Source organism: Clostridium cellulovorans 743B (assembly GCF_000145275.1).
Taxonomy (GTDB): Bacteria; Bacillota; Clostridia; order Clostridiales; family Clostridiaceae; genus Clostridium_K; species Clostridium_K cellulovorans.
Genome location: NC_014393.1, coordinates 3,211,017 through 3,226,662 on the forward strand (window position 1 = coordinate 3,211,017; position 15,646 = coordinate 3,226,662).

Consider the following 15,646-nt stretch of genomic DNA (forward strand, 5'->3'; position numbering starts at 1 on the left):
CTTTGTGTTCATATTAAGTTAATGAAGTATAATTTCAATTTGGATATATAAAGAAAACCAGGGATACTTGGTAAGCGTCAAAAATTCTGCGCGTGGCACTTTTAAAATTTATATGCTCTAATAGATAAAATAAAAATACATCCTTCAATTAAGAAGGACTATATTTTTATTGTCTAGCTTTTTAATTTTCTTTCTTTTTTCTTAACATTACAAAACCTATTCCCATTATAATTATACCACTTAAAACAAGTACATTTAAGTCTAGGAAAGATCCTGTTTGTACAAGAGTCTCAACCTTTTCTGATTTTGCTTCTGTGTCTTGCTTTATTTCAGCCTCAACAACTTTTGTACCTGTCATAAAGTAGTCACTGTTGTGTGTTAGTATTACATCAACAAAATAAACCTCGCCTATTTTATATGCCTTTAATCCATCACCAACAAGCTCAGCCTTTTTAGTTGTTTCATTATAATAATAGACATAAATAGGCTTAATTATGTCAAACTTATTAGTATCAACTGATATAGAAACCTTCATTGATGCTGGAAGCACTCCATGATTTTTAAAGGATATTATCTCTGCATCTGAAGCTATGCTATTGATTGCATCCTTATTCAAGATTTCTAAATTTAAGGATAAATCTACACTTGTATTTACATCCTTTATATCCTTGCCATTGAAAGTCCAAATTATTGTCTTTCCTTGAGACTGTAATCTGAAGCTCACTTCCTTATCAATTCCTTGTAATGCCTTGAATACTTCTGCACTAGCCACTTGTTTTTCTTGAGCATTAATTATTATCTTATCTTCTGGCTTAGCATTTATTACTATTTCTTTTAAAGCTTCTGGTCTAATATTGTTATCAATTATTTTATCTTCTAATTTACCTGGTTTAAGATTTGAAGCTTCCTCAACTGCCGCTTCAACATTAACTGTAATAGTAACCATTCTAGCATAACCTTCTACTATTCCTTCTACTATTTTAGTTCCTACAGTACTTGTATCTACATTTCCCCATTCTACAGCTACTTCCTTTTGAGTTTCATCACTGTATACTGCTGTTACAGTTTGTGGTAATATAACTGTATTTCCTTTAGTTACTTTTACTGCCGCTGGAGATATTATAGAAGCTATTGATACTGTTTTTGAAGCAAGTACCATATAGTCTCCTAAGATAATACTTCCATCTGCTGCTCTAGTAACTTCTGTAGGTGCAGTAACACTCTTGAAATCACTAGCTAAAAGTTGCTTTCCACTTATATTTTTAGAAGCATCATCATTACTGAAATAGAAGTAGTTATCTTCACTTGCAAGGTTTGGCATATCATCTGATATACCTGATGAAGTTCTAAAGGAAATACTGTTCTTAGCACTTGTTGTTATAGTTGGTTTTGGATTACTATAGTAGTGGAATTCAAAATTTGATTTTCCATTATCTACAGATGTAACATTTTCAATAATTACAGCTGGATCACTATTATTTGTAACTCCATTGCTCTTATTTTTAAAGGCTAAGCTGTTTCTAAGTATATGCTTAACAGCTAAACCTTCTCCACCTAGCTTAAATCCATTACCATCGCCTTTAGTCATGGTACCATTAGTTAAAGCACCATTTCCGTAGGCTACACAATTTTCAACTACTACTGGTTCTATTGGACCTGATTCAGACTTAGAATATAAATCCCATCCATCATCAGTATTGTTATGAGCTATACATCCTCTAAATACATTTCCTGCACCAACAGTAATTTTTGCTGCAAATCCGTCTGCATTGTTTTCTGAAGCATCTCTATTATCATAAGAAGTACAATTCAATGCAAGGTTGTTTGCTGGCCATTTATCCTTGCTCTCTGCAGCGGAACCGCTTATTTGGAATCCTGTATCTCCATTTTCATAAGTATTTACAAGCTCCGCAACATTGTTATTACCTGATATTCTGAATCCTGCAGAAGCAGCTTTAGTAACATCAATGCCATATACATTCCAGTAGTCACCATCTAAGTTGAAACCTTGAGACTTAGTCCCAAAATCAAATACTGGTCTTTCATTTGGATATGCTGAAAGTACTTTTAGTTTATCAGCTATTCCGTTATTTCCTCTCGCTATTATAAGAGGTACTGTTAAGTTGTAAGTTCCTCCACGAACATATATAGTTTGTCCTTCAGAAATAAACTTCGTTGCTGAGTAAATATCTATTGGATCCTTTTCTGTACCTGCAGCATTTGCAGTACCTGATGGAGAAACGTAGATTGCTCCTCCTGGAACTCCATAGTTCTTTACTGTTACTAGCTTTTTAATATTTATTGGATCAAAGCTACTAACAAATTCAGTTGAAGCTGGTGTAAATGTTATATCAAAGGTATTTTCACCATTTACTAATGTAGTGTTTAAAACAAACTCCTTGTTTCCTTCAACCTCTTTATTATAAATTTCTGTTCCAGCTAATTTTACTTGTAAATTACCTTTAACATTAGGTGTAGCCTTAAGTGCATAGCTTGTTGATGAAGTTGCATCAAGTGAAGTAGCACTTACAGCAGGTAACGTAGGTCTTGGTGGCTCTGGCACTCCCACTGGATCCGTTTCCACATTGGATGTTTTCATATCTATATTAGATACTGTTATTGAAGCAACACGAGCTGCAAATAATCCTACATAAATCTTATCTTTATCTAATACTTCTAATTGTTTTGGTCTATAGTATATTTTTTCTTTACCGTTATTTACTGATACATGATAACCTGTATTAGTTTTCTTCATTGTCAATTTATAAGTAGCTGTACCATCATTTGCAGGACGATCACCAAATTTAGTTATGTCTTCCATAACAGCACCCATACCTGAACTATCTTTTACATTGTTTCTAAATACTGATTGGATTAATGCTACGTTTTTAGATCCACCGTACCCACCTACCATTACCATGTTAGATGCGAATACACTTGCATCACCATTTTTACCAATGGAGTCTCTTGCCATTAATCCAAAGCCTTCTTGTCCATCAGGATTTGGCTTTGCAAAGTAGTTTACTTTTACATCTGCTGAAATTTCAAAGTTCTTTGAAGGGTCAATCTCAGTATAATAGTAAGATATACCATCTTGTGAACCTGTAATCTTACCACCAGTTTTAGTTCCATCCTTAAGTCCTGCAGTAACAGTTACTGTTTTATTTGTATCATCTACTACAACAGTATTATTATCTGATGAAGTTGAAGCTCCAAATTCTATAGATTTCCATTCAAAAACTTCCTTTACTGGACCAATTTTACCTGTATAATATTTTGGAATCCAACCTCCAAAATAATTTTCAATGCTTGCAATAGAAGTTTCATCACTTAATACTGGTGATCTTCTTGCTGTTGTATCTACCTTTACGTCATTATAAGTGGTATTAAATTCAGCAAAGTCAGCATTTTCAGGTGTAGCACCACTCATGTCAGTCCAACCCTTAGGATCTATTATAGAACTACTTTCAAGTTTAGTGTTTGCAAATTTAACTCTTGCCTTTGGTCCCCAAGGTCTTCCAAAGAAACCTGCTGTCTGTTTATTTTTACTCTTAGCTGTTACTGTACTATTTCTAAATAGATATCCATATGTTGCAGTATCTTTAGCAGCTGTTATATAACCAGCTGAAGCTTGGTCACTATAACCACAGAAGTTTAATTTGCAATTATCAAATACTACATTTCCATCTCCAAATATATAATCTGTATTACCTTCTATAAAACAATCTTTAAAATATTGATTGTTAGCGCCGCTAATACCAGTATAAAGTGTATCCTGACTTCCAATAAAACTGCAGTTATTGAATTCTACATTATCGGCATCAATAATCATAGCTGCGGCTCTTTCTGTAGCTGCTTTTGAAGTAACGTCTAGATTAGCTGTTCTTTCCACATTTATGCTTGTACTTTGTGGGAAAGTCTTGCAAAGAACAACTCCATCTGCTAATTCCTCTTTAGTAATATATTTGTTAAAGGAATTTTCAAAAACAATGTTTTCAGCTTTAAATTCCTTAGCAGCACTTGTTAAGTAAACTGAGCCACCCCATTTACCATCACTTACATGACGCTTTGAATATTTATCAAAAGAACGATCTTCATTATAAAATCCGTCAGCCCCAACGCTGTAGTATTCATATCCAAAGCCATAATACCAAGTAAGTTTAACCTCTTGACTTGGATTAGAATTTACAAGAGTGATATATGGAGTTGATATTTTCAATTGTGCTCTATATGTACCCGGCGCTATATGAATTGTAATTCTTTCTGCTTCACTAGTTGGATTCATCTTAGCAGCAGCATCAAGTGCTTCCTTAACTGTACTAAAGTTGTTATCCTTTGAGCTGTCACCAACATATAAATCAGGAACTCTAGGAAGTTCTTGAACTCCATCAATAACTTGATTAAACTTAATATCCTTTGTAGTATTTTGACCATTAACAACCACATGAGTACTTGTCTGGTATTTTTCAGTACATTCAGGATTTACTGTATAAGCACCATTTCTAAGACTTACAGAGTATCCTCCACCTACAACATTACCAGTGTAATTATATCCATCCTCAACGTTAGTGAAAGAAATACTTTGAATTTTAGCTGTTTCTGATAAATTTAAGAAGTTACCTGTTGCAGTATATACTGCTTTTTTAGCAACCGTAATATCTTTTGTTGTATTTGTGCTGATATTTACACTAGCACCATCTATGATTTCATAATCATTTATCCCTGATATAACAGCTGTATATTGTACTCCTTGTTCAACAATTGCTGTAAAAGTCTTAGCTGTAGTATCAACCGTAGCAGTAACTTCAGAAGATAGACTTTCCTTATCAGGTACTAATTTCATTTGAAGCTTGCTTACATTATAACTATTGTCAAACCCTTTAAAACTACCAGCAATGGTAGCCACATGATTAGCAACTACATCTAAATTGACATTACTTTTTCCTGTTAAAATATCTGAAGTTAATATTTCCACAACCTTACTTTCCTTGGATATTTTGTAGCTAATATCCCCCTTAAGAACTGCAGTATATTTATAATCAGCAGCAAGAACTGTATCAAATGTATTATCTGCTTTAACTTTTATATCTGTTGCATCGCCTGTTGTCTGATTAACAAAAGTAAAATCTGCAGAAGTAGAATTGGCATTTAAGTTTACTTTACCACTTATCTTAACTCCAGGAGTCCTAACTACTCTATGGAAATAAGGCTTACCCCCTGCAGCGGAAGAAACATAAATTCTATATGATCCAGAATATTTAGCTACTAAATCAGCCCTTGATGCTGTTATAGTAAAATCAACTGCTGTATCCTGCGTACCATCTGTACCTAAATAAAGTAAATGAATTTTTTCATTTCCATTGCTTGTACCACCATATACGCTTAACTTGTCTCCAGCAACAACATTATCAATAGTTAAAAATCTATTTGCACCTGAAAATCCGCCTGTGGTACCATTACAATAGTAACCTCCAGCTGAAGTATACCCATCATTATATATCTTTGCAGCATTGCCCCATGTACCATAGGAATTTTTACCTGGGGTACCCTCAGAGTTATTATAATAAGATCTATCAGTTATATTTGGTATTATTGATAAATCTCCAAAGGTAGTCTTTCCACCTGCAAATTTACCAGCTGTAATTGTAGTTAGATTATCAAGAGTACTTGTTGAAATAACATTGTTGTATAAATCTCCTGAAGTTTGCACTCCCCCGAAATCCCATACATCAATTTTTCTGTCATTAGCCATATCTGCAGCAAATATTGTAATATTGTTGAAAGATGTTGTAAAAAGTAATACTAATATCAATATATTGCTAATAATCCTTTTTGATTTTTTTTGCATTTTCACTCCCCCTATAAGTATATAAACTTTCACGAAATAGTATCCTTCTATTTCAAACTCAGATTGTAACCTAATTATCAACTCCCTTCATTTTGATAACAAAATTGTTTTATTTTAAAAAACCTAAGAATTATAGTTTTAAGTTTTTTCTAATAGCGCTTGTTTTAAAATTAGCAAACTGTTTTCAAAGTCTATAAAAAAGAAAACTAAAGAATTCATTGTAATCTTAATCGTTTTCATAATATAGAAAAACCTACGTCTTTTTATAAAGAAATTCATACTTTCTTCTATAGTTGTAATGAAATCTATATTGTATTATACTTTATTTGAAAAGCTATACATTTTATAACTTTCTCTAATATTAGCTACATTAAAACGATAGTACCTAAACAAAATTTGTTATTATTCAAGTTATAATTATATATATATATTCCCAATTTACCATTACATTTTTTGCGAAAATTATTAAATACAAACATATTTTGCTTTTATTAATATAAGTGTTATTAATTTTTAGAGGTGATTTAATGCTAAAGGAAGGCCTAACCCCCTACGACGATTCATTTTTTATTGAAAAAGTAAATTCAAAGGTGTTTTATACAATGCCCCGTGAACATTCCCATGATTACTATGAAATATACTATCAACTTTACGGCGAAAGATATTATATTATAAATAATCGTTCTTATTATATAAAAAAAGGTGATATTGTCCTTATAAATAAGGGAGTATTTCATAAAACAACCTACGCTGGAGCAATTAATTACGAGAGAGTGTTAGTAGGTTTTAAAGAACATATTTTAAAGGATATCATTCCTCAAGAAGAGTTCACTGAATTGCTATCTACCTTTGAAAAAGATATTTCAATAATTAACTTAAGTATACAAAACCAACACACTTTTGAAGTCCTGTTTACTAAACTGATTCATGAAAATAATAATCGCCTCTCTTCCTATGAAACTTACTCTAAGCTATTGCTTGTTGAACTTTTAATTAATATAAATAGACACTTAGAAAAGGGACATGTATCCTATTTAGAATTTCCTAGTGCCCTACATAAAAAGGTGTCTGAAATAGCTCAATATATTACGGATAATTGCGATAAAGTTTTAAATTTAGATATTTTAGCACATAAATTTCTTATTAGCCCATACTATCTTAGTAGAGTTTTCAAAGATGTAACTGGTTTTAACCTTATACAATTTATAAATAGCGAACGAATAAAAAAATCCCAATATCTTTTAATAGAAACCTCACTACCAATCTATGAAATTTGTGAAGTTGTAGGATTTAACTCAACCATACATTTTACTAGAGTTTTTAATTCCTTCACTTCTATGTCGCCATCAAAATATAGAAAACTAAATTCAAAACAAAAGGATAATTAATTGTTAGTTTTTCTAATTATCTTTTTGTTTCTGAAATAACTCTCACACACGCATAAACAGCAGTAGTTCTCATTGCTTGTTTATTCATTGCCTACAACTCCTGCATTATTGATTATATTAAAATCCTCTTCAAGTAAAAAAGCCTTCACTCTATCTGGTATAGGTGCAATTCTTGCTTCAAATCTATTTGATAAAAAGGGATTTTCATTGGTTTACCTCCTAAAAATGAGTATTAAAAAGCACCTATTTAACGCTCTTTTCCCTAGATTTCCTTCAAGTACCTTCAATGTTAACGATTTTGACTTTCTTCCTCTTGTTACCATTGTCTCACTTCTCTCAGTAATAAGAAAAAGAGCCCTAAGGCCCTTTCAAATATCTAAAACTATTATTCTAACTTCTTAGCTTTCTTTAGTAAGTTGCACCCTTCTACCTCATTTATAAGCTAACCACGAACTATTTATTAATAATCATTTATCTAATACTGAGGCTGCAAGACTCTAGCACGTCTAAAAAAACCTCTTTGTCAGCTAATGCAAATAATAGCATTTCAGTAAAAAACGGATAATTTCTTTTTTCATCCTCCCATAGTCTATTATTTATTTCTTTTACTAAATTACACATAATATCATAAGCTACTGTTTTTTTCACAAATATATTCTTATCAGAATTATCAATCATATTCTTAATTCCAAAGTTATCAATGTACCTTTCAGTTCTAGTAAGCCTGATTAATGTTGAAATATCTATAGCTGTTAATTTACTATTTCTCCCTGATGGCATAGGAAAGAAAACTTTTGCTGCACCTGTCTTTAAAATAATCCAGTTTAAGGTATAAGCTACTCTCGCATCATAGATAATATACTTCTCAGGGTATAAAAAACTTAATATTTTTGAATTACTTGAAATAGAATTAAAAAACTCGCTATTTACCTTTTTATTAACATCTAAATATTTATTAATCGTTGTATATAACTTGTCTATATTTTTAACATCAATTCCACCCCATTCTTTAACAATCCACCTATAAATATCTTTTTTAATATCTACTGAGGTGGTTTTACTAAGTACTTCTCTTAATATTTTCTTTAATTCAACATTTCTAAGAAACGTATTTTCTTGTAATGATAAAAAATTAGATTGCTCATCATTCAACACTCCACTCTCAATTGCTTTCATTAAATTTTTATCTGAGGGAGTATCCCAACTATATACCGAATCTAAATTTTCTCTAAAAGGTTTTAAATAATCTACTATCTTATCAACATCAAAAATTGTAATCCCCATATTTATCATTCCTTGCATATAAATTAATCAATATATTATTAACATTATATACTTCTGAAAAAATTGAATCAGTTTAACCTTCGGAATTAAATCGATTTAACCTCATTTAGTTATAATACCTTGCGTAGTAACATTTGTGTAAAGTACCAATGAAATAATACTTATTACTAATGCTACACCTATAACAGCACAGATTATACCAAATTCTAACTTTCTATTATTTTTATAGCAATATACCATAGCCCATAAAAATAAAATAATCCCACCTATAACTCCCAATGAACCCAAAGTAAACAGTACAATCCCTAACGCTATTAATAGCCAAGGAAAAAATCTATCAGCACTTTTCATACTTTTATCCTCCTAATTTTTAGATTTAGTGTTATATTCTTTTCTATCATCATCAGTTCATCGGAATTTCCGACATATTGAATTTTCATATAATTCATCATCAGTTTTCCTAATTATACCTTTAGCTATCTAATCTTACAATATTTTCAATATATTTTCATCTGTTTGTCTAAGTTCTTCTAAACTTCATATAAAAGAATCTTAAATAGTAAAAGTTACTCTTTTGAATCCAATAATCACTTTATTCGACTTCTGATCCTTTGGAGTTATGTGATTATCTTGACATAAAACTTACAACAAGCGATTTATTATATGAAATTAAAGGCTTCTTTCAAAGAACTAAGCATGGATATGAGATTGAAGCTGACAAGTTTACTGCTGAGCTTTTAATTGGTGATAATATCAATGATATTGATTTTTCTGAATTGAACGTGGAACAGATTTGTAGTTCTCTTTGTGCTCTTGTAAAATTGATGAAGTATAAGTTTAATTTGAATATATAAAAAACAAGGACACTTGCCCATATTGAAGGCAGTATCCTTATCCCCAAATCAGTCTTTATTTAAAGTCTTCATTTATTAAAATTTCTATACTTTTGCAAAATTTGTCCCATACTTTTGAATATGCATTATTTCCTTTACGCTCAAAGGTATACTGTCAGTAATCAACTTAACTAATGAGCGCTAACCAGCCAGTTCCATCCATAATCGTTTTTTGGGGTTGCTACTGTTTCTCCCAATCTTATACATTTAATTCATAAAGCTTATATATAAATCCTCTAAGTTCACGTTCATTTAAAGTAACTTTTTCCTATCACTAAATCCATACTCATACTGCTTTTCGATTTTAGAAAAATTCCATAAAATTGTTGAAAGGCCTTACATTACTTGCAAAGCCTTTCCATTTCGAAGTTCGAAAACAAATTTTTTCATTACATCTATAATTATTAGTATGACTTATTTCCATTATCCTACCAATATATTTTTTATATGTTTACATAAAAAGTGTTATAAGTTAAGCCCAAATACATCCACTAAAGATAAATGGTTTATCTAAAACTATAAATATTATTTTAAAAACATTTCCATTTCCCTTTTTATTCTTTCTCGTTCCTGAACAGCTGAAGCTGAGATTTGTGATGTTCCGTCTTCATTTAAAAGCCCAGTTGGGAAAACTATATCTATCAATTCCAATACATGGTCATAATTTTTTCTTGCTTGTGTATAATTTTTTTCTATAGCATAGGCTCTTGCCTTATACAAATGCGCACCATAGGATTCTGGATCATATGCTGATAAAAAAGATTCACACAATTCTATTGTAGCTTTAGTTCTGCCCATAGAAAGATTAGCAGCAACAATATATTCAAAAAGTTCTGCTATAACTTGAAAAGTTCCACGTTTTGCATAAGCAGCGCCTAAATGTACAGAACCATAATTTTGGGCACATATGTTATACTTGTCTATAAGTTCCTTATATACCTCTTGAGTCACTTGGTCTGTTGATAAAGTTCTTTCTCTCCATTGTCTCCATTCTATAAGTTCCTTGTTATTGTCATTCATTAATTGAAGATATACATTGTCTGCTTCACGATAACTATTATCGTGATGTTTCATGTATTCTTCATAATACATATAAGCTGAGTCGAAATCAGCTAACATAAATAGTATCTGTGATAAATAACAGTATAACGTCATATGATCAGTAATATTCAATGATAAATTATATTCACATAACCTATATAGTCTATGTAGTGGCTTGCGAGCCTCCACAACACGACCTAAAATCATAAGAGTTCTAGAATATTCATAAAAGTATTCTAGATTATCCTTGTCGATATCCACACATTTTTCTAATATCTCAATAGCTATATTAGGTTTGTGCAAAAGATTTAACGCCTTAACAAGTAAAAACTTTATTTTACAAATATAATGTTTGTTCTCATTATTTTTCTCAAGTTTACTAATAAAACTTTGAAACTTTTCACTGAATAAATTTAATCCCTCATTATCATCACAGTGATAATACGCTTCTATCAATTTCTCTACCCAATTAAAATTAAAGAAATTATCAAAGTTAATTACACCAAGTTTCTTAATAGCTTCTTTATATCTTCCACGTTCAATATATGATTCACAGCGTATTACCTGCAAATCAATAAATATATCATATGCATACCATTTTGATAACTTATTTTGTGCAATCTTTGGCATGGTGGCTACAATTTTTTCAAGGGCATCAATACTGTTATCAAAGCGTTGCCAGTTAAAATCTAAAAAACTTGCCAATAGCATTCCTTGAAGAATTACAGCTTCTGCTGGCACCCCAGACCACAAGAATAAATTATTTTCATAGGAAACTTTCTGTATTTTTTCAAGTTCTATATACGGTTTATTATATTCTCGAGTAACGTTAATTTCAAACATAGATCTATTTATTATAAGTCCAACTTGTGTCAATATATCTGCATGAACTTGCGGAAAAATATCCTCTGCAAATATATTGTATTGATTTTTTAAAAGTTCATCGAATATATCGTATAATTCAGTAAAACTATAATACTGCCAACCATTTGTATCCACAAACATTTCCTTTAAAGCTATACCCAGCATTTCTAAAGCTTTATCACTATCAACATGGTATTTACTTAATTGTCTTATAATTTTTATAAATGCCCAAATATCTGTTTGTTGCGTAATTTCTGAGCAACCTACTGGTAAATTTTCTTTTGTAATACCGTTAGCACCACAATCAGATATTTTCACAACATATCCAAATATACCTTTGAAACCACTCTTCTGACGACTTTTATCTAACTCAAGGAATATGTTTTCTAACTTAAGATCATGATGCACATATTCAAGACCTTGATCCCTATACGTCTTTATGCAATGTATCATACCACGACAAATTTGCAAAGCAATATAAAGTACTTCTTCGCATGTAAATCGGTAACCATTTTCTATCCACTCCAAAAGTGTTAGCCCGTAACGCGAATCACCTTTTATACAAGGCATAATTGTATATGGCACTAAATTAATCTTAACCACTCCTTTAGTATAAACAACATTGGGATGCAAAGGAATTAACATCCAATTTTTAACTTCCTTAAAAAAACCATTCAACTCACTTTGATTTCTAATATCTGCTTTCGAAGACTTTAAGGCAACCAGCTCACCAGAAATTATATCTTCACATAAATAAACAAACCCCAAGCCACCATCAGTGATGCTTTTCTCTATTTTATATTGATCGTATATTAAATACCCTTCCTTGAGTACTCTTTTGTCCTTATCATAAAACTTATAGTTGGCTTCACCAGGCTGTAACTCATCATCGAAAGACATAGATCCCATTTATTATCACACCTCATATAATGTATTTATTTACAAAACCATTTTTATGCTATTAAAAAAATAAAAAATCAACTTCAACTGGCAAGTAACATTTTTTATAGTCCATAATATTACTTGAAGTTAATAACTCTAGTATCATTACAATATCAAACCCGGGTCTGTAGTATCTTTTAAAACAGCATCAATTATTTTATCCATAAGTTCTTTTCCCAAGCTTTTGTGTATTGCATTTATCGTATCAGATTTAGTCCATTGTAATAACGCATAGGAAATATGTTTTTCTTCTATTTCATCATCTCCACTTCTTTCTCTAATATATTCAGCAACCTTTAGGTAATCTGATTTCTCACGATTAAAAAAATCATAAGAACTATCATATCTTATGCTCTTTAAAATTTTATTTTGCACATTTCTTCCACAAAAATCGCATAAATAATTGCCATATGGCCTAGAATCCCTTGATATTGCGTATTTATTAAACACTCTTAAGAGTGTACTATTTGGGAAAGTCAATAATATTTCTAATATTTGTGGTGTTTCTACACAAATATTAATCTCCCTATAACCTTCAATACATTTTTTGATATATGAATATATATCTGATTGAAATCTATATTTTACTCTTGAAATATTGCTGCTTACATCTATCAATTCCTCTTCACCTAAAAACATGGGTAATGGTTCCGTATAAATAATATTTGGAGGATCAAAAACATATTCTTCTCCATTTCTAATACGGAAAAATAACTTATCATATTTTCTAGGATTGGTTTTATTGATAAATATAATTTCCCTACCTTTTAGAAAATCAGGAACTACTTCATGAAAATTTTTATCAAATGAAACTAATATATACTTGTTAGAATTTGATTCTATTTCCGAGATAATATATTGATATTCCTGGCCAACTCCTCCAATAAATTTATCAGCCTTTCTTTTGTACTCTTTTGATAGAACTACTATAACTTTATCTGCCGCCTTAAAATTTTTAGCCATCATTTTTGGAAAATTAATTGCATTTTCTTTTTGTATATACATTACATCACATGTAGCTTCATATCCATTTTTTCTTAAGTCGTTAACAAATCTTAAAACATTATAATCAGGTTCTTCATGAATCCAAGAATAACTTACAAAAATCATATTATCACTCTCTTAAATATAATGATTTTTTAAATAAATATATATATTTTTTTTATATTTACTTAAATAAAGATTCTACATGAAACTTATTTTTTGAATAATTGTATAAATATTTATATAGCTTCATTAATGAAACACTTATATTAATATACTTATTTAATTTTATGCTGACATATATAGGGTATACATCTTCTTATAAAAATTTTTTCTCCAAAATAAAAGTGTTACTAGCCAACACTAACTTTAATTCCTTAAGTAAATCTGAACTTTTCATCTTCAATTTTAGCAAATACAAAAATATGTTATGAACATCGGTGAAAAAATAAAACAATATAGAAACTTAGCTGGATTATCAATAAGAGTATTAGCTGCTAAAGCTGATATTTCTAAATCGACGCTAGGTGATATCGAGAATGGTAAAACTAACACCTCAGTTAAAACTATAACTAGTATAGCTGAAGCGTTAAATGTTGATGTTAATATCTTAATGAATGCAGAGGCTACTGATGATAACGAAACACCTCTTCCAAAAATATTAGATGTGAAAACAGCTATGGATCTGATTCTTGCTCAACCTGGATTAATGTTAAACGGTGAAATGCTATCTAACGATAGTAAGATTGCTTTAGCAAATGCTCTGCAACTTGGACTTCAATATGCTGAGCAAATGCAAAAGAAAGAAAAAGAACTAAACCAAAAATAGCTTAACTTAGAAATAAGTTGGGAGGCCCATACATATGATAAAGAAAATTGTAGATGCTTTAAATTATGCTTATCCGTCTGGATAAGTTCTTCTAAGCTTCATATATAAAAATCTTCAATAGTAAAAGTAATTCCTTTGAAGCTAAGAATCACTTTATTCGACTTCTGATCCTTTTGAGTTATGTGAGTATCTTAATATTAAACTTATAACAAGTGATTTAGGAGATGAAATTAAAGGTTTTTTTCAAAGAACTGAGAATGGATATGAGATAGTTCATATTAATTCAAAATTGCCTGAGGAAGAAAAGAAATATATTTGTGCTCACGAGCTTGGCCACGCACTTCTTCATACTGAAATGTCTATCAGCTTTTTTATTGAGAATAGCTTACAAGTTAAGAATAAGTATGAAATTGAAGCTGACAAATTTGCCGCTGAGCTTTTGATTGGTGATAATATCAATGATATTGATTGTTCTGAATTGAACGTTGAACAGATATGTAGTTCTCTTTGTGTTCCTGTGAAATTGATGAAGTATAAGTTTAATTTGGATATGTAAAGTAAAACAAGGATACTTGTCCATATTTAAGACAGTATCCCTGTCCCCAAATCAGGCTTTATTTAAAATCCTCATTTATTAAAGTTTCTATACCTTTTTAAAATTTATTCCATACTTTGGAATATGCATTATTTCCTTCACTCTCAAAGGTATACTTGTCAGTAATCAACTTAACCGACCAACCAGTTCTATCGATAATCGTTTCCTTGGATTGGTACTGTTTCTCCCAATCTTATATACTTAATTCATAAAGCTTATATATAAATTCTCTAAGTTCACGCTCATTTAAAGTAACTTTTTCCTACGACTAAATCCATACTCATACTACTTTCCGATTTTAGAAAAACTCCTTAAAATTGCTGAAAGGCCCTGCATGATTTGCAAATCCTTTCAATTTCGAAGTTCGAAAACAATTTTTTTTTTCATTCCATCTATAATTATTAGTATGATTTATTTTCACTATTCTGTAAACATAGTTTCTATATATGGATAAAGATCACACAGAAGAGTATTACCAGTTCTATCATAAATTTTATATTACTATTTATAAATTACATAGCTATTTTCACTTTTCCTGGAAAATCTTATTTTCCCCGGAGGTGTTAGTTAGGAGGAATGACTGACTTGCTAAAGCCTAAAATAGGTGAGAACAAATTTGGTGGTGAATCTATAACCTATGAAGGTGTTGATTCCACTAAGAAATGGGGACGTCTAGAAAGCTGTGGTCCAAAATTTGTAGAAAATATTGTACAAGCCATTAGTCGTGATATCCTAATAAACGCATTGTACACCTGCTCTCATTGCTTTATCGTTGGACATTAATTATTGAATGCTGCCAAGATTTAGACCATAATGCAATCTGTGATTAAATGGGGAGTAGCCCTTCTTGATTACCAAGTATTTACTACGTGCCGATGATTATGAAACAGAATTTTATAAGAAAGACTAGAGAAAAGGCAACAGCGTTGATTAGTTTGAACCAGTGCTGTTGCCTTTTATTCATATTTAAAATTAATC

10 protein-coding genes and 1 pseudogene are annotated in these 15,646 nt (G+C 30.6%); 6 read left to right on the forward strand and 5 right to left on the reverse strand.

From position 1 onward, the window contains the following. Positions 1 to 181 precede the first annotated feature (181 nt). Positions 182 to 5,848: a pectinesterase family protein gene (locus tag CLOCEL_RS13190; protein ID WP_010075619.1), complete on the reverse strand. Its 5,667-nt coding sequence runs from the start codon at positions 5,846 to 5,848 to the stop codon at positions 182 to 184. Between the two features lie 527 nt (positions 5,849 to 6,375). Here CLOCEL_RS13190 and CLOCEL_RS13195 point away from each other — a divergent pair. Next, entirely contained in the window at positions 6,376 to 7,236 is an 861-nt protein-coding gene (locus CLOCEL_RS13195; RefSeq protein ID WP_010075620.1) for a helix-turn-helix domain-containing protein, read from the forward strand. Positions 7,237 to 7,308: 72 nt separating this feature from the next. Then, on the forward strand, positions 7,309 to 7,638 hold the full coding sequence (locus tag CLOCEL_RS13200; RefSeq protein ID WP_010075621.1) for a hypothetical protein: 330 nt from the start codon (positions 7,309 to 7,311) through the stop codon (positions 7,636 to 7,638). Positions 7,639 to 7,707: 69 nt separating this feature from the next. On the opposite strand, the gene CLOCEL_RS13205 is transcribed toward CLOCEL_RS13200, so the two are convergent. Both CLOCEL_RS13205 and CLOCEL_RS13210 read right to left on the reverse strand, forming a co-directional pair. Next, positions 7,708 to 8,520, reverse strand: coding sequence for a hypothetical protein (locus tag CLOCEL_RS13205; RefSeq protein ID WP_010075622.1), 813 nt, complete (start codon positions 8,518 to 8,520; stop codon positions 7,708 to 7,710). Positions 8,521 to 8,622: 102 nt separating this feature from the next. Further along, a complete protein-coding gene (locus CLOCEL_RS13210; RefSeq protein ID WP_010075623.1) occupies positions 8,623 to 8,871 on the reverse strand; it encodes a hypothetical protein in 249 nt (82 codons plus the stop codon). 260 nt (positions 8,872 to 9,131) lie between these two features. Between CLOCEL_RS13210 and CLOCEL_RS13215 the strand changes: the two genes are divergently transcribed. After that, complete coding sequence (locus CLOCEL_RS13215; RefSeq protein WP_010075625.1) at positions 9,132 to 9,374, forward strand: hypothetical protein; 243 nt, start codon at positions 9,132 to 9,134, stop codon at positions 9,372 to 9,374. A 564-nt stretch (positions 9,375 to 9,938) separates the two neighbouring features. Here the strand turns inward: CLOCEL_RS13215 and CLOCEL_RS13220 are convergent. Beyond that, positions 9,939 to 12,227 (reverse strand): protein kinase domain-containing protein, encoded by a 2,289-nt coding sequence (locus CLOCEL_RS13220; protein ID WP_010075626.1) that lies wholly within the window; start codon positions 12,225 to 12,227, stop codon positions 9,939 to 9,941. Positions 12,228 to 12,365: 138 nt separating this feature from the next. Then, positions 12,366 to 13,370 carry an SEFIR domain-containing protein gene (locus tag CLOCEL_RS13225; RefSeq protein ID WP_010075627.1) on the reverse strand — a complete coding sequence of 335 codons (1,005 nt, stop codon included), beginning with the start codon at positions 13,368 to 13,370 and terminating at the stop codon, positions 12,366 to 12,368. Between the two features lie 304 nt (positions 13,371 to 13,674). Between CLOCEL_RS13225 and CLOCEL_RS13230 the strand changes: the two genes are divergently transcribed. From CLOCEL_RS13230 to CLOCEL_RS23790, 3 genes and pseudogenes are all read left to right on the forward strand, one after another. Then, the gene (locus CLOCEL_RS13230) at positions 13,675 to 14,073 is read left to right on the forward strand and encodes a helix-turn-helix domain-containing protein (protein ID WP_010075628.1); all 399 of its coding nucleotides are present in this window, start codon (positions 13,675 to 13,677) and stop codon (positions 14,071 to 14,073) included. Between the two features lie 193 nt (positions 14,074 to 14,266). Next, positions 14,267 to 14,629 (forward strand): annotated as a pseudogene (locus CLOCEL_RS13235) (ImmA/IrrE family metallo-endopeptidase); the annotation flags it as partial. A gap of 624 nt (positions 14,630 to 15,253) precedes the next feature. Further along, on the forward strand, positions 15,254 to 15,451 hold the full coding sequence (locus tag CLOCEL_RS23790) for a hypothetical protein (protein ID WP_029169231.1): 198 nt from the start codon (positions 15,254 to 15,256) through the stop codon (positions 15,449 to 15,451). Positions 15,452 to 15,646 lie beyond the last annotated feature (195 nt).